Origin of the sequence: Haloarcula salina, from assembly GCF_010119195.1 — an archaeon.
GTDB lineage: Archaea > Halobacteriota > Halobacteria > Halobacteriales > Haloarculaceae > Haloarcula > Haloarcula salina.
Window position 1 is genome coordinate 361,277 of sequence record NZ_WRXL01000002.1, and the last position, 15,760, is coordinate 377,036.

A 15,760-nucleotide genomic window follows, 5' to 3' on the forward strand; every position below is an offset into this window, starting at 1 on the left:
ACCGTTCGTTATCTCCCCGGTAAAACGGTGAAACAGTCGCAACCGGCGGAACAGTCGGCCCGGTATATGTCGGGTGGGTAGCAAAGGGTGAGACGAACATGTCGATAGCTGAGACGACTACAGAACCCTCCGCAGCCGGTTCCGACGACGAGTTAGAGACAGACGAGGAACTCACGCGCGACGACATCTTCCACGTCCTCCAATGTCGTCGTCGCCGCCTCGTACTCAAGTATCTGCACGAGTACTCCGGTGACGAGCCGGCAGACATGAGCGACATCGCCGAGCACATCGCCGCGCTGGAGCACGACACCACGGTCGACGCGCTCCGGTCGAAGCAACGCCAGCGCGTGTACATCGCGCTGTACCAGTCCCACCTCCCGAAGATGGACGACGCGGGCGTCGTCAACTACAACCAGGACCGCGGACTGGTCGAACCGACGCCGCTCGCGAGCGCATTCGACAGGTACCTGGATCAGGAGCCGTCGCTCCTGTCGACGCCCACCGACGAGACGCCGGCTCGGGCTGCGACCGAGTCCCGGGACCGTGACGCGACGACGGCCGAGTCTCGGGACACCGACGTGTCGACGCGGTCTCTCGGTGCGGCCGGGGTCGTGCTCGCCACCGCGGGACTGGGGATCGGTAGCCTCTTCCTCCCGGCCCTCTCCGGCGTCGGGCTCGCGATACTGGCCAGCGTCCTGTTCCTGGGGATCGGACTGGGTCACTGGCTGTCGACGCCCTCGGAACGTCACACGGCCGACCTCGTCTCGTCGGCTGTCGGGCGTGTGAAGTGAGCCCCGCGTAGAACATGACAGATCGCACGACGTGACGACCGGACGACACTCAACCGTATGACACCAGTTATCGGACTCGCAAGCGTCGGTGAGGTCGAAGAGCGGACGGTCACGCCTGACAACTCCGGAATCGACGACGACACGGCGTTCGATATCCTGGGGAACGAACGTCGTCGCGCCTGTCTCAACTATCTCGCCGGCCGTGACGGCAGTCTCCCGGTCAGCGACCTCGGTCGAGCGGTCGCCCGCGAGGTGACCGACCCGGATACCGACGAGGACGACCTCTACGACAGCGTCTATATCTCGCTGTGTCAAAGTCATCTTCCGCGGCTCGATTCGGTCGGCCTCGTCGAGTACGACCGGGACGAGAAACTGGTCGAGACCGGTCCCTCGTTCGGCGACATCGACCACCTTCTCGACGCTCCCGACCGCGAGCCCGATTCCGGCCGTCCCGTCAGCCCACTCGCCGTCGCGTGCGTGGCGACGGTCTGCAGTCTCCCCGCCCTGATCGTCAGTCCCCCAGCGCTCAGCGCCGTCGTCCTGTTCGGACTCGCAGCGGTCAACCTCGTCGGCCTCGGCCTCGAATACGGCCCGTTCGGCGAGTGAGCGGTTCGCCGGTGAATCTCGCGGACGGGTAGACAGTTGGTACTCACTGATAGCCGAGAGCCCGCCGCGGCGGAGTCCGGTGATTTTCACACCGAGTCGGCCGTGCGCGAGACCGTGTTCGCGTACGCCGAGAAGTCGGCGTATACCGAAATTCGCCGCGGCGTAAGGGTACGTATAGTCAAACGGGATTGTCCCGAAGGGGTGAGCATGACCGACTACGCCAGTATGCGGCGGGCGATCGAGGAGACCAAGGAGTCGTTCGACGCCGTCGAACGGTTCTATCGCCAGTCGCCGCTCTACTCCTGGATCGACACGCCGCTCCGAGACGAGCCGTAGCGTCCGGTCGAGCGCCGAGTTCCCCACGAGCGACGCGTCCCGGCGGGATGGAAATACACTTCACCGGCCGGCCGGAAGCCGTCGGACATGAACCAGGCGGAGGAGCGACAGTGTACGTCGTGATCGTCGGCGCGGGCGAGGTGGGATCCAGTATCGCCCGGAGCCTCTCCGACAACCACGAAGTCGCGGTCATCGACATCGACGGCGAGCGGGTCGAGAGCCTGATGTACGACGCCGACATCCTCGGCGTCGAGGGCGACGGGGCGGATCTCGATACGCTCGCCGAGGCCGGTATCGAGAAGGCCGACGTGCTCATCGCCAGCACCGACGACGACGAGACGAACATCGTCACCTGCGGCACGGCCATGACGATCGCCGACGCCTTCACCATCTCGCGGGTCAAGAGCGCGAAGTTCCTGCGAACCTGGCAGCAGTCTCGCCGGGCCTTCGGCGTCGATCACATGGTCGCGACGAACCTGCTCACCGCCGAGAACATCGCTCGCGTCATCGGGCTCCCCGGCGCGCGCGACGTGGAGACGTTCGTCAACGGCATGGTCCAGATGGCGGAGTTCGAGATCCAGGGATCGAGTCCCATCGCCGACCAGACGGTCGCCGAGGCCGACCGCTACGAGTCGCTGACGTTCGCCGCCGTGTTGCGCGACGACGACGTGATCATTCCGCGCGGGGAGACGGTGATCCGGGCGGACGACGACATCGTCGTCATCGGGAGCCCCGAGAGCGTCCGGACGTTCGCGGCCGCGATCGCACCTGACTCGAACGCGACCCAGAACGTCGTGGTCATCGGCGGGAGCGACGTGGGCTATCACACCGCCTCGCTGCTCCAGGACCGCGGTATCAAGCCGCGCCTCGTCGAGCACGACCACGACCGAGCCCGCGAACTCGCCGAAGAACTCGAAGGGACGACGGTCCTCGAAAGCGACGCGACGGACCGCGAGTTCCTAGAGCGCGAGCACATCGCCGACGCCGACGCGGTCGTCGCGGCGCTCGACAGCGACGAGAAGAACCTCCTGGTGGCGCTGCTCGCGAAGCGACTCGGGGCCCAGCGGACCGTCTCTGTCGTGAACGCCGGCGAGTACGTCGACCTGTTCGAGGCCGTCGGGGTCGACGTCGCCGTCAATCCGCGCGAGGCGACCGCCGAGGAGATCACGCGGTTCACGCGCGAGTACGACGCCGAGAAAGTCGCCATCATCGAGTCCGACCGCGCCGAGGTGCTCGAAATCGAGGTCACTGAAGAGAGCGTCCTGGCCGGCCGCCCGATCCGCGAGTCGATCCAGGAGTTCCCGTCCGGCGTCGTCGTCGGCGCGATCAGCCGCGGCGGCGAACTGGTCATCCCGCGCGGTGATACGGTCGTCCAGCGCGACGACCACGTCGTCGTCTTCGTCGACGCCGAGTGCCTGGACACCGTGAGCGACATGCTCTGAGCGTGGGGCCCGTCGCCGTGGCCGGGCTACACCGGTCGCGGAACGGGGGATTTTTCGCGCTCGGCGCGTCACGGTCGTCCAATGGGTGACCCGCCGTGTCGGTCCGCGTAGCCTGGCAGCAGAGCGTCGCGTTCACTGGAACGATACTCAAGTACCTCGCCGCGACCATGCTCGTCCCGCTCGGAATCAGCCTCGTCTACGGGGACGACACCATCGTCTTTCTCGCATCCATCGCGATTACCGTCGCCATCGGGCTCGGTCTCGAACGCCTGGACGACGACCCGCAACTCGGCCCGCGAGAGGGGCTCTTGCTCGTCGCGCTGTCGTGGGGCGCGGTCGCGCTGGTCGGCGCGATCCCGTACGTCCTCGCCGGCTACGGCACGGAGTCGGCGCTGGGCGACCCCGTCAACGCCCTCTTCGAGTCGATGTCGGGGTTCACGACCACCGGCGCGACCGCGACGGTGGAGATCTCCTTCGAACAGCACTCTCACGCCCTGTTGATGTGGCGACAGCTGAGCCAGTGGCTCGGTGGCATGGGGATCATCGTGCTGATGGTCGCGATCCTCCCGGAGGCCGCCGTCAACGGGGCGCAGTTGATCGAGTCGGAGGCCCCCGGCCCCGAGCTCCAGAAGCTAACGCCGAAGATCGCCGAGACGGCCCGCCTGCTCTGGCTGTTCTACATCGGCTTCACGGTGCTGTACGTGGTCCTGTTGCTCGCGCTCCACGCGGTCGGCGCGGCCCCGAACATGGGCGTGTACAACGCGGTCGCACACGGCTTCACGACGCTCCCGACGGGCGGCTTCTCGCCGGAGGCCGCTAGCATGGCCGCGTTCTCGCCGGCCGTGCAGTGGCTCGCCATTCCGTTCATGCTCGTCGCCGGGACCAACTTCGCGCTGTTCTACTTCATGCTCCGGGACGACTACCTCTCGTTTTTCAGGGACCGCGAGTTCCAGGCGTATCTCGGCGCCAACGCCGGCTTCGCAGTGCTCCTGTGGGGGCTGCTCTTCACCGGCTCCGCGCCGGCGCTGGAAGTCGGCGGTGTCACGCAGGGCGCGCTCGAAAACTCTCTGCGGCAGGCCACATTCCAGGTCGCGTCACTGGTAAACTCGACGGGCTACGCCACCAGCGACTTCGCGCAGTGGGACGCCACCTCGCAGGCGGTGTTGCTGTTCGCGATGTTCGTGGGTGGCTCCGCCGGGTCGACCGGCGGCGGAATCAAGGTCGTCCGCTGGCTCGTCGTCTTCAAGAGCCTCCGCCGACAGCTGTTCACGACGGCCCATCCCGACGCCGTCCGGCCCGTCCGCCTCGGCGGACAGGTCATCGACGAGGACGTCATCAGCGCTATCTACGGCTTCACGCTGTTGTACCTGATCGTCCTGGGCACGTCGTCGATACTGCTCATGCTCGATGCGACGCGCGTCGGCCTCGAACTGACGGTCCTGGAAGCGGTCAGCGCCAGCCTGGCGACGCTCGGGAACATCGGTCCCGGCTTCGGATTCCTCGGGCCCTTCGGCAGCTACGAGGAGTTTCCGACCACCAGCAGGCTGCTGATGATCTTCCTGATGTGGCTCGGCCGCCTGGAGATCATCCCCGTGTTCGTCATCTTCACCGGTCCGTTCTGGAACGAGTGACCGCTGCGCCCGCGGTGACCCCAGCGGATATAGCGGTTCGACGCGTAGTTCCTGCATGACCAGTCCAGTGGCCTCACGCGTCACGGTCTCCGTCGCACCAGCCGAGGGCGACGACCCGTGGGAACACGTCGACACCGAGTGGCTCCTCGGCGAACTCCGCAAGGACACCTACGAGACGTACCTCAAGCGCGCTCACGAGGGCGCCGTCGCCGTGGGCGACGAGTGGGACGAGTTCGTCAGCTGCGGCTGTGCGACGCCACAAGACGTGCTCCTCCGCGTCGAGCGCGTCGAGGGCGGCGACGCACTCGGTGTGGAAACGACGCTGGCCATCGAAGTTCGGGAAGCCGAGACCGCCCAGTCGGTCACGCCCGAGTCCGAGTGACGCGGCGGCGACCCTGATGTGCGACCGTCGCCGCCCCGGCCCCGGTATCGGGAGATATTGGGACAAGGGAAAGGCTGATACATACCACCGGCAACAGTTCGGACCATGCCACGCGAATCGTATCAGGAGCGACTCGAAACGCTCCGCGAAGACGTACTCTACATGTCCGAAGTCGTGCTCGAACGGCTCCGACTCGGGCTCGACGCCATCGAGCAGAAAGACGAGGAGATGGCCCGCGAAGTCATCGAGGGCGACCACGAGATCAATCAGCTGTATCTCGATCTCGAACAGGACTGCATCGACCTGCTGGCGCTCCAGCAGCCCGTCGCCTCCGACCTGCGGTTCATCGCCGCCTCGTTCAAGATCATCACCGACCTGGAGCGGATGGGCGACCTCGCGACCAACCTCGGCGAGTACTCGCTGGAGGCCGAACGCGACGTGTTCCCCGAGGTCGACATCCAGGAGGTCGCCGACGTGACCCTGGAGATGGTCGAGTCCGCGATGGACGCCTACGCCGAGGAGGACCCCGAGCAGTGCTACGCCATCGCCGATATCGACGACGAGGTCGACGAGCGCTGCGAGCGCGCCTCCGAGACCGTCGTGCGCGACCTCATCGAGCGCGAGATCGACGCCGACTCCAGCGAGCAGGAGATCGAACAGCTGATGGCCGACGTGTCCCGGCTGCTGCTGACGATCCGCGACATCGAGCGGGTCGGCGACCACGCCGTCAACATCGCCGCCCGCACGCTGTACATGGTCGAGAACGACGACGACCTCATCTACTAGTACCTTTTTCCGCCTCGGGTATCCTCGGCCGTCGTCGGCGGCCTGCGGGTACCGCTCGGCGCAAAAATCTACGCTAAAAAGGCCGGAATCTCGGCCACGGGCCTCGATCCGGTGAAACGGCTCGCTCCGCTCGCCGTATGCCCTCCGCGACAGCGAACCGGCTACTCGGACGGTTTCGATAGGGCCGTCGAATCCGCGTCGGGAACGCTTACGCAGGATCGACTGCGTCGTCGCCCGCCAGCCCGTCGTCGGTGATGCGGAACTGGACCGTCTCGCCGGCGGGCCTGGCGCGGTGCTTTTCGAGCGTGGCGCGGCGGTTGCCGCCGCGAAAGCGGTCGAGGCGGACGATTGCGCTCGACCAGTGATTGAGGGTGTGGCCGCCCAGCGCCGTCGAGCGGTCGCTGTCGGGGTCGGTGAACACCTGGTTCGTAAAGAGGACGGCCACGTCGTGCTTGCGGGCCAGGGACAGCAGGTGCGTGATCTGGCGGGCCACGTCGCGGAGCGTCTCGCCCCCGTCCGCGTCGTCGCGTCGGAGGCGGTAGAAGCCGGTCGCGCTGTCGAGGACGATCAGTTCGACCTCGGCGGCGAACTCGGCGGCGTCCTGAACGGCCTCTGCCTGCTCGTCGAAGTCCAGCGCGTCGGTGACGATGAGCCGGCCGGCGAGGTCGTCGACCGTCTGGGCCGTCCCGCGTGCCCGACCGCGTGCGACCTGCTCCATGCGATCTGCCGAGAGCCCCTCGGTGTCGATGTACAGGGCCGCGTCGCCCGCGGCGGCGACTTCCATCACCGCCGACAGCGCGAAGTTGGTCTTCCCGGCCGCGGGCGGTCCGTACACCTGCGTCACCGCGCCGCGTTCGAGCCCGCCACCCAGCAGGCCGTCGATCGCGTCGCACCCGGTCGGGACGTACTCGCTCACGACCGAGCGTTAGTCAGGTTCCGATAAAAACGCTGGCACTGTCACGCGTCGTCCAGCCGCTCGGCCAGCGTCCACTCGACGAGGGACACGTCGTCGATTTCGGCCGTCGCGAACCGGAGATCAGCCCCCCACTCGCGGGTGAGCACGAGCGCCTCGGAATCGAGGTCGTACCCCGAGAGGTCGTCCCAGGCGTAGAAGCGCCGCGCGCCGGGGTGGCGGACTTCGAGGCCCGCGTCGGTGGCGACCGCCGTCCGGGTCCCGCCCGTGGTGATGAGGACGAACCCCGACGGGAACAGCACCTGCCCGGTGTACTGCAACAGCGAGGACTCCAGAATCGTGCCGACGGCGAAGCCGACAGTGGCGACGCCGGCGAACGCCCCGCCGTGACGCAACCGTCGCCGCTGCTCGCGCTCGGGCCAGCTCGCGGTCCAGCGGGCGAGTTCCGGGCGTCCGGTGGTGGCCGAGACGGCGTATCTCGTGTGGGACATGACTGCGATGGCGATGCCGAACACGGACGCGAAGAGCCCACAGGCCACCGCCACGAGTCCGACGGGGCCGACCGCGCCAGTCTGTGCGAAGCCGGCGACGGCGTAGCCGACGGCGAGCGCGATGAACGCCCATCGCTTGCGGGTCGCACCGAGGGCCACCGCCAGCGACGGCCGGGATCGGAGCCACCACGCAGTGGCGAGGCCGACGGTGACGAGCGCGGCGACGAGCGTCACGGCCAGCACCACTGGACTGCGCGAGACCGTCCACGCGACGAGCAGCACCACCGGCGGCGTCGCCAACAGGCCGAGATACCCCCCACAGATCGCCCCGAATCGCGGGTCCTCGTCCCGGCACGCGCCGGCGGCGGCTTGTGCCGAATGCATCACCGTTCGTTCTCACACTTGTTACTAAAAAGTCCATTATTTCCAAGAGGTATCTATAGCAGTGTGATAATAGCCCTATTCGACGGTATCTGGTAACTATCGGGAGCTCCCGCGACGGCGTCAACGCGGGCCCACACCTGTAAGTACGCAGCCCGCGAAATCGAGGCGTGATCGTCGTCGCCACCGAGGACTTCAAGGTCTACCACGGCGTGGTCACCGAACTCCGTGACCGCGGGGTGTCGTTTACCACTATCGAACCGGGGGACGAGTGGCCCGAGAGAACGCGGGTGGCGGTCGTCGCGGCCGGCGACGCGGTCGAGGTGCCCGACGGCGTCGAAGTCGTGCGGGCGGAGTCGGACCGCCCCCGGCAAGCCGTCGAGTCGGCCATTTCGACGCTCCGGGGCGGCGACGGGCGGACCGTCATCGGTATCGACCCCGGAGAGCGCCCGGGCATCGCGGTCTTGCACGGGGAGATGGTCGTCGCCGCGTTCCAGGTGCCGGCGGCTGAAGCCGGTGAGATCGTCCGCCGAGAGGTCGAGGACGCGGTCGATCCGGTCGTCCGCATCGGCGACGGTGCGCGACTCGTCGGCGCGCGCATCATCGACGACATCCAGTCAGTCCCGGTGGAACTGGTCGACGAGACCGGGACGACGCCCTATCTGGGGTCCGGGGCACGCGGGATGGGCGACGTACTGGCCGCGGTCAACATCGCCCGCCTCGACGGCGAGGAGATCGAGAGCCGGCCCATCGAGCCGACGGCGGGCGAACTGACGCGGATCAAGGACCGCTCGCGGGAAGCGAGCGACACGAACCGCGCTATCGGGGAGGGGCTCGCAAGGCGCGTCGCGGCTGGGGAACTGACCGTCGAGGAAGCGCTCGCGGAACACGGGGGTACGGGGAGTGACGACGGCGAGGAGACCGATGACGGCGAACGACCGACGGACGCCGAGAGCGACGACGCCTGACTACTCTCTGACCATCCGCTCTGCTCGCTGGCTGACTTCCCTGACAGAGAGGCCCGTCGCCTCGGCGACGGCCGCCGCGTCGTCGTACTCGGCGCTCACGTCGAACACCGACCCGTCGCCGTCGCTCGCGACCTTGACCGTCACTTCGAAGGTCTCGTCGCCGACGGCGAGCGCGACGGTCTCGAACTCGCGGTCGGCGACCCAGCGGTGGCCCGCGCCGTGTTCCCTGACCCCGAGCGTTCCCGTCACCTCGGCGAGGCGGCGGGCGACGCGTTCGGCGTCCCCGGGCTTGCAGATGACTTTCACGATGTGGCCGGGGCGCGACTTCTTCATCGTCGCCGGGACGACCGACACGTCGCGCGCGCCGACATCGCCGAGCGAGCGCTGGAGGTCGCCGAGCACCTCGGGAGACACGTCGTCGACGTTCGTCTCCAGCACGGTGATGTCGTCGCGGCGCAGGCGGCCCGCGGTCTCGCCGACCGACGCCCGGAGGACGTTCGGCCGGTCGTCGAAGTCCCAGCCGCCGGCTCCGTAGCCGGACGCGTCGACCCGCAGCGGCGGGAGGGAGTCGACGCCCGCTGCGACGTGCGCGAGGATGGCCGCGGCGGTGGGTGTGAGCAGTTCCGCGTCGACGGGACCGCCCCGGAGCGACCAGTCGGCCCGCTCGGCGATCTCGACGACGGCCGGCGTCGGGACGGGGTAGGTCCCGTGGCTCATCTCGACGGTCCCGCCGCCGGTGGCGAGCGGCGTCGTCAGCACCCGTTCGACGCCGAGGTCCTCGAGCAACAGGCAGGCCCCGACCACGTCGGCGATGGCGTCGTCGGCCCCGACCTCGTGGAAGTGCGTCCCCTCCAGGTCCGTCCCGTGGACCGACGCCTCGGCGGTCCCCAGAATCTCGAAGATAGCGAGCGCGTCGTCTCTGACTTCCTCGGGGAGGGGCATCTCCTCGACGAGGTCCACGACTTCGCCGTACGTCCGACTGGGTCCGTGGCCCTCCGCGGGCGCGTGGTCGTGGTCGCCGTGGTCGTGACCCCCGTCGTGGTCGTGCTGGTGGTCGTGGCCGCCATCGCCGTCGTGCGAGTGGGCGTGGTCGTGACCCTCGTCCGAGTCTCCGTGTTCGCGGCCGCGGTCGCTCTGCTCGTCGTCACCGCCGTCGTCGGTGAGAAGCACCTCGACGCGCGTGGCGGCGACGCCGCAGCGGTCGACCTCGGAGACGGCGTACGCCACGTCGAGCGCGTCTTCGACCGGCGACAGGGCGTCGCGGTCCGCACCGGCCGCGAGCAGCGCGCCGAGCAGCATGTCGCCCGCCGCGCCCGTCCGGCCGTCGAAAGCGAGTGTTCGCATAGTCGGGGCCTCGCGCCCCGCGAGTAAAAGCCCGGTCATACGGACGCTCGTCGTCGTGTACCGGTGTTCGGCGAGGCGGGGTGAACACCGAGACCTCGTTACGACGGCCGTCTCAGTCCTGGCGGACGATGTGGACGTCGTAGCCGTCGCCGTCGGTGAGGTCCTCGATGGGGACGACGATGTTCTCGCTGTCGTCGCTCCCGAGGAAGACGACGCCCGCGTCGACGTCGCGAGCGGTCTGTCGGATGGTCGCCGACAGCTCGCTCGTGGAGTGGGCGCTCACGTCGTCGTAGCGGAGTTCGGCGTCGTCGGTCGCCTCCTCGATCTTGCGTCGGAGGTCGCTCGCCGCGGTCTCGGCGGCGAAGTCTTCAGTGGGGTCCACGCGGCGGCGGCGTTCGGCGTAGTCGTCGCCGGTCGGGATGAAAGCGACAGCGACGACGTCCTCGTCGAGCGCGGCGGCGTAGGCGACTGCGCGGTCGAGCGCGGCGTCTGCGAGCGGCGATCCGTCGAAGGGGACGAGAAAGACCATATCAGCGCTATCGGGTCCAGCCTTATGAAACGAGGCGATTCCGGCGGTCGGCGCAGTGTGGTGACAGACACCCTGACCTGTCGGGTCCGGAGAACCCCGCGGTCGCGCTCGGTCCCGTCGCGGCCTCGCTGTTCGCTGTCGCTCTCGACCCCATGTTATTAGGTAACATATAAATCCGTCGCCGGGCGTCTTGCCCGCCGGTAGCATAAAGCATATCTCCGGGGCTACCCCAGTTCGTTATAAGCTGACTCTACTATGAACGAAGTCCAATTAGAAGTGGCGAAGGCGTACCCCAACGACTCGGGTCGCGGCATCGCCCGACTCGACCCCGATACGCTGCTTCACCTCAAGCTCTCGCCCGGCGACATCATCGAGATCGAGGGCAGCGACACGACGGCGGCGAAGGTCTGGCGCGCCGACCGCCAGGACTGGAACACGGACACCGTCCGCATCGACGGGTTCACGCGCCAGAACGCCGACGTGGGGATCGGCGAGCGCGTCACTATCCGCAAGGCCGAGGCCGAGAAGGCGGACAAGCTCGTCCTCGCGCCCCCTGAGGAGGCGTCGGTCCAGTTCGGCTCCGACGCCGCCGGCATGGTCAAACGGCAGATCCTCAAGCGCCCCGTCGTCGAGCGCGACATCGTCCCCGTGATGTCCTCGACGAACCACCCGTTCATGCGCTCGCCCGGCCAGGCCATCCCGCTCATCGCCGTCGAGACGGACCCCGAGGGCGTCTGTCTCATCACCGAGGACACGGAGGTCGAACTCCGCGAGGAACCCATCTCCGGCTTCGAGAAGACCGGCGGTGGCATCACGTACGAGGACATCGGCGGCCTCCAGAACGAGATTCAGCGCGTCCGCGAGATGGTCGAACTGCCGATGAAACACCCCCAGATCTTCAAGAAGCTCGGCATCGAGCCGCCACAGGGGGTCCTGCTCCACGGTCCGCCGGGGACGGGGAAGACCCTGCTCGCGAAGGCCGTCGCCAACGAGACCTCCGCCAGTTTCTTCTCTATCGCCGGGCCGGAGATCATCTCGAAGTACTACGGGGAGTCCGAACAGCAGTTACGCGAGATATTCGAGGACGCCAGCGAGGAGGCCCCGTCGATCATCTTCATCGACGAACTGGACTCCATCGCGCCAAAGCGCGAGGACGTGACCGGCGAGGTCGAGCGCCGCGTCGTCGCCCAGCTGCTGACGATGATGGACGGCCTCGAATCGCGGGGCCAGGTCATCGTCATCGCCGCCACCAACCGCGTCGACAGCGTCGACCCGGCGCTGCGTCGCCCCGGCCGCTTCGACCGCGAGATCGAGATCGGCGTCCCGGACGAGGTGGGCCGTGAGGAGATCCTACAGATCCACACCCGCGGGATGCCCCTCTCGGACGACGTGAACCTCGCGAAGCTGGCGACCGACACCCACGGCTTCGTCGGCGCTGACATCGAGAGCCTCACGAAGGAGGCCGCGATGAAGGCGCTGCGCCGCTACCTCCCCGAGATCGATCTCGACGAGGAGGACATCCCGCCGAGCCTCATCGACCGGATGATAATCAAGCGCGACGACTTCAAGGGCGCGCTCAACGAGGTGAGTCCGTCGGCGATGCGGGAGGTGCTGGTCGAGCTCCCGAAGGTGTCCTGGGACAGCGTCGGCGGCCTGACCGAGGCCAAAGAGCAGGTCCAGGAGGCCGTCGAGTGGCCGATGAACAGCCCCGAGAAGTTCGAGCGAATGGGGGTGACGCCGCCCTCGGGCGTACTGCTGTACGGCCCGCCCGGCACGGGGAAGACGCTGATGGCGAAGGCCGTCGCCAACGAGACGGACGCGAACTTCATCTCGGTGCGTGGCCCGCAGCTGCTCAGCAAGTGGGTCGGCGAGAGCGAGAAGGCCATCCGCCAGACCTTCCGGAAGGCCCGACAGGTCGCTCCGACCGTCATCTTCTTCGACGAGCTCGACTCGCTCGCGCCGGGCCGCGGCGGCGAGATGGGGTCGAACGTCTCCGAGCGCGTCGTCAACCAACTGTTGACCGAACTGGACGGGCTCGAAGAGATGGAGGACGTGATGGTCATCGGCGCGACGAACCGGCCGGACATGATCGACCCGGCGCTCATCCGCTCGGGGCGCTTCGACCGCCTCGTCATGATCGGCGAGCCGGACGTTGACGGCCGCGAGCAGATCCTGAAGATCCACACCGACGACACGCCGCTGTCGCCCGACGTGAGCCTGCGCGAACTGGCCGAGGTCAGCGAGGGCTTCGTCGGCTCCGACCTGGAGTCCATCGCCCGCGAGGCCGCCATCGAGGCGCTCCGCGAGGCCGACGACGCCGAGGAGGTCGAGATGCGCCACTTCCGACAGGCCATCGACAGCGTCCGCCCGACCATCACCGACGACATCCGCGAGTACTACGAGCAGATGGAAGAGGAGTTCAAGGGCGGCTCCAGCCCGCAGCGCCAGGCCGGCACCGGCGGCCGCATCGGCTTCCAGTAACGTCGCAGTCCCGTTTTCTGCGGTTCCGCTCGCCGCTCACTGCTCGCCGCGAGCGGCGTCGTTCTCCGCTTCGTCGGACGGCCGCGTCGTCGCGAGGACGAAGCCCACGCCGAACAGCGGCGCGCCCAGCGCGACGACGCCCGCGGCCATCCCCAGCACGAAGACGAAGACGAGCACGCCGAACCCGTAGAACGGCGAGTACAGCGTCGCCGTCGGCGCGAGGGCCAGCACGAACCCGAGGACGGCGGTCGCGACGCCGAGTCGTCGTCGGCCCGCGCCGACCGCGTAGCCGGCGGGGAGCAGCGCGAACACCGGCACGAGGAACCTGGCGCTCGTCCACATCGCGAGCGTGAGCCCGCGGATTCCGACGGCGAGGGTCCCGACGGCGGTGGCGAGGACCGCGACAGCGAGTCCACCGACCGCGACGCCGACGAGCGCCGGGAACGAGCGGACCCACTCGGGTCCGGTCCGCGACAGGCCGAGTCCGAGCGCGACGAAGGCGATTCCGACACCAAGTAGCGGGGCGACCGAACTGCTGAGGACCGAGAGACCGCCGGCGACCAGCGGGGCGAGCGCCACGAGGAGCCCGATGCCCGCGAGTGCGCAGCCCGCTCCCCTCGCGCCGGTGGCCAGGCGGTGGCGTATGGTTGACAGTCCGCCGCCGACCGCACCGACCAGTACGCCGAACGCGGCGGCCGGCACGGCCACGTTCGTCAAGAGATTCCCGAGAACGGCGGGGCCGCGCATCGTCACTACCGCGAGCAGGCTCAGGAGCGGGCCGACGGCGCTCTCTTGCGGGACGAACGTGACGATGCCGCCGCGGTCGAACGACGTGATGTGCATCTGGCGACCGTCAGACGAGACGGTGCTGTCCGGCAGCGGCCGCCCGACGCGCGTGCCCGGCGGCGCGACGACGACGAGGCGGTCCGCGCCGAGACCGTCGATGTTTCGATAGCCGTAGGTCTCGGTGAACGCCCCGGAGCGGAATGTCCCGCCGATCGCGGGCTCGGCGAAATCGGGCTCGCGATACCGGAGCGTGACGACGCCGCTCCGGGAGACCGTGGCGTTCAGGAACTCGACGTCCCACATCGCGCGGTCGCCGATGGCGCGCCGGAGCGTCGCGTTCGACCGCAGTCTCGCGCCGTCGCCGGCGAGATGGTTCCGGACCACCCACGTGGCGGTGCCGTTCTCGTGGACGGCCACCGTCGCCGTGCTGCGCTCGACGGCGAGCGAGACGCCGTGGCGTTCCGCGGTCGTCGCGAACTGGTCGCCGCAGGCGTCACAGAGCGGTCGTGGCGGCGGCGCTGCGCCGACGGGCGCGGCGAGCGCGAGCAGTGAACCGACGAGCAGGACGCTCAGGAGGAGGGGGAGCGAGCGGGAACCGTGGGAGGGCATACGTGACACCTTTCCGGGAGCTGTCAAATAGCTGGTGAAGGCTCAAACCGGAACTGTACTCTCGACGCGGCGGGCACCCCTTGGCTCCTGCTCATATGCACCATTCGACAGATCGGGACCCCTGTCGAAAATGTAAAATAAACTTTGAACCAGTGGTTCTTTCTCCTTTCGAAGCCCCCTTTCGGTAGACCGGGCTAACGAAACCGATGTCGCAGACACATCGCGTGTACCGACTGGCGAAACGCCCTGAAGGAACCCCCGGCCGCGACACGTTCGACCTGTCGGAGGAACCGGTCCCAGAACCCGGGCCCGGCGAAGCACTCGTGCGGACGCTGTACCTCTCGGTCGACCCGTACATGCGCGGCCGGATGAGCGCCGCCGAGTCGTACGCGGAACCGTGGGACGTCGGTGACCCCCTCCGCGGGGCCGTCGTCGGCGAGGTCGTTGAGTCGAACGGCGCCGGGTTCGAGGCCGGCGACGTCGTGACCGGCGACCTCCAGTGGGCGGAGTACGCCACAGCACCCGGCCCGGCGCTCACGCGCGTCGATCCCGATCGCGCACCGATCTCGACCGCCCTCGGCGTGCTCGGCATGCCGGGTCTGACCGCGTACTTCGGGACGCGTGAGGTGGCCCGGCCGTCGGCCGGCGAGACGTTCGTCGTCACCGGTGCCGCGGGGGCCGTCGGCTCGGTCGCCGGCCAGATCGCGAAGCTCCGGGGCGCGCGCGTCGTCGGCTTCGCGGGCTCCGACGAGAAGGTGGCCTTCCTCGAAGACGACCTGGGCTTCGACGCGGGCATCAACTACAAGGCGACCGACGACTACCGCGCGGCGCTCGACGAGGCCGCGCCGAACGGCGTCGACGCGTACTTCGACAACGTCGGCGGCGAGATCACCGACGCGGTGTTCACCCGGCTCAACACCGACGCGCGCGTTGCCGTCTGCGGACAGATCTCACAGTACAACGCCGAGGAGATGCCCGTCGGACCGCGGAAGCTGTCGCAGGTGATCCAGACCCGGGCGACCGTCGAGGGGTTCCTGGTGTCCGACTTCGAACCCCGGTTCGAGCAGGCCGCGACTCGGCTCGGGCAGTGGGTCTCCGCGGGCGACATCGCGTATCGCGAGACCGTCACCGAGGGGCTCGAGAACGCGCCGGACGCGTTCCTCGGACTGTTCGAGGGCGACAACATCGGGAAACAGCTCGTCAAAGTGGCGGACCGGTAGCCCGGCGAGCGGACCCTCCTGTCGGCCGGGAAAAGCGAGAGAGCGAGCGCGAAAACGGGGGTAT

General features: G+C 68.2%; 15 protein-coding genes. 10 read left to right on the top strand and 5 right to left on the bottom strand.

What is annotated here, in order from left to right; all coding sequences use genetic code 11:
* Window positions 1–98: 98 nt before the first annotated feature.
* The 7 genes from GM656_RS06810 to phoU all read left to right on the top strand — a co-directional run bounded on the left by GM656_RS06810 (window position 99) and on the right by phoU (window position 5,974).
* The gene (locus tag GM656_RS06810; RefSeq protein WP_162412913.1) at window positions 99–791 is read left to right on the top strand and encodes a DUF7344 domain-containing protein; all 693 of its coding nucleotides are present in this window, start codon (window positions 99–101) and stop codon (window positions 789–791) included.
* Between the two features lie 57 nt (window positions 792–848).
* Window positions 849–1,397 carry a DUF7344 domain-containing protein gene (locus tag GM656_RS06815; RefSeq protein WP_162412914.1) on the top strand — a complete coding sequence of 183 codons (549 nt, stop codon included), beginning with the start codon at window positions 849–851 and terminating at the stop codon, window positions 1,395–1,397.
* Window positions 1,398–1,604: 207 nt separating this feature from the next.
* On the top strand, window positions 1,605–1,733 hold the full coding sequence (locus GM656_RS19470; protein ID WP_277815042.1) for a hypothetical protein: 129 nt from the start codon (window positions 1,605–1,607) through the stop codon (window positions 1,731–1,733).
* 110 nt (window positions 1,734–1,843) lie between these two features.
* Window positions 1,844–3,175: a Trk system potassium transporter TrkA gene (gene trkA / locus GM656_RS06820; protein WP_162412915.1), complete on the top strand. Its 1,332-nt coding sequence runs from the start codon at window positions 1,844–1,846 to the stop codon at window positions 3,173–3,175.
* A 95-nt stretch (window positions 3,176–3,270) separates the two neighbouring features.
* Window positions 3,271–4,806, top strand: a complete 1,536-nt coding sequence (locus tag GM656_RS06825) for a TrkH family potassium uptake protein (RefSeq protein ID WP_162412916.1) — start codon at window positions 3,271–3,273, stop codon at window positions 4,804–4,806.
* Window positions 4,807–4,861: 55 nt separating this feature from the next.
* Entirely contained in the window at window positions 4,862–5,188 is a 327-nt protein-coding gene (locus GM656_RS06830; RefSeq protein ID WP_162412917.1) for a hypothetical protein, read from the top strand.
* 105 nt (window positions 5,189–5,293) lie between these two features.
* The gene (gene phoU, locus GM656_RS06835; protein ID WP_162412918.1) at window positions 5,294–5,974 is read left to right on the top strand and encodes a phosphate signaling complex protein PhoU; all 681 of its coding nucleotides are present in this window, start codon (window positions 5,294–5,296) and stop codon (window positions 5,972–5,974) included.
* Between the two features lie 208 nt (window positions 5,975–6,182).
* Here the strand turns inward: phoU and radB are convergent, their stop codons facing one another.
* Window positions 6,183–6,890, bottom strand: a complete 708-nt coding sequence (gene radB, locus GM656_RS06840; RefSeq protein WP_162412919.1) for a DNA repair and recombination protein RadB — start codon at window positions 6,888–6,890, stop codon at window positions 6,183–6,185.
* 41 nt (window positions 6,891–6,931) lie between these two features.
* A complete protein-coding gene (locus tag GM656_RS06845) occupies window positions 6,932–7,762 on the bottom strand; it encodes a hypothetical protein (RefSeq protein WP_162412920.1) in 831 nt (276 codons plus the stop codon).
* Window positions 7,763–7,929: 167 nt separating this feature from the next.
* On the opposite strand from GM656_RS06845, the gene GM656_RS06850 reads away from it, so the two are divergent.
* Window positions 7,930–8,727 (top strand): hypothetical protein, encoded by a 798-nt coding sequence (locus GM656_RS06850; RefSeq protein WP_162412921.1) that lies wholly within the window; start codon window positions 7,930–7,932, stop codon window positions 8,725–8,727.
* On the opposite strand, the gene larC is transcribed toward GM656_RS06850, so the two are convergent.
* Both larC and GM656_RS06860 read right to left on the bottom strand, forming a co-directional pair.
* Window positions 8,728–10,071, bottom strand: coding sequence for a nickel pincer cofactor biosynthesis protein LarC (larC, locus tag GM656_RS06855; RefSeq protein ID WP_162412922.1), 1,344 nt, complete (start codon window positions 10,069–10,071; stop codon window positions 8,728–8,730). It abuts the gene before it with no gap.
* Window positions 10,072–10,183: 112 nt separating this feature from the next.
* The gene (locus GM656_RS06860) at window positions 10,184–10,600 is read right to left on the bottom strand and encodes a universal stress protein (protein ID WP_162412923.1); all 417 of its coding nucleotides are present in this window, start codon (window positions 10,598–10,600) and stop codon (window positions 10,184–10,186) included.
* 255 nt (window positions 10,601–10,855) lie between these two features.
* On the opposite strand from GM656_RS06860, the gene GM656_RS06865 reads away from it, so the two are divergent.
* Window positions 10,856–13,081, top strand: a complete 2,226-nt coding sequence (locus GM656_RS06865) for a CDC48 family AAA ATPase (protein ID WP_162412924.1) — start codon at window positions 10,856–10,858, stop codon at window positions 13,079–13,081.
* Between the two features lie 36 nt (window positions 13,082–13,117).
* Here GM656_RS06865 and GM656_RS06870 read toward each other — a convergent pair whose 3' ends face one another.
* On the bottom strand, window positions 13,118–14,476 hold the full coding sequence (locus GM656_RS06870) for a hypothetical protein (RefSeq protein ID WP_194242949.1): 1,359 nt from the start codon (window positions 14,474–14,476) through the stop codon (window positions 13,118–13,120).
* Between the two features lie 206 nt (window positions 14,477–14,682).
* On the opposite strand from GM656_RS06870, the gene GM656_RS06875 reads away from it, so the two are divergent.
* Entirely contained in the window at window positions 14,683–15,696 is a 1,014-nt protein-coding gene (locus tag GM656_RS06875; RefSeq protein WP_162412925.1) for an NADP-dependent oxidoreductase, read from the top strand.
* The last annotated feature ends 64 nt before the right edge of the window (window positions 15,697–15,760 follow it).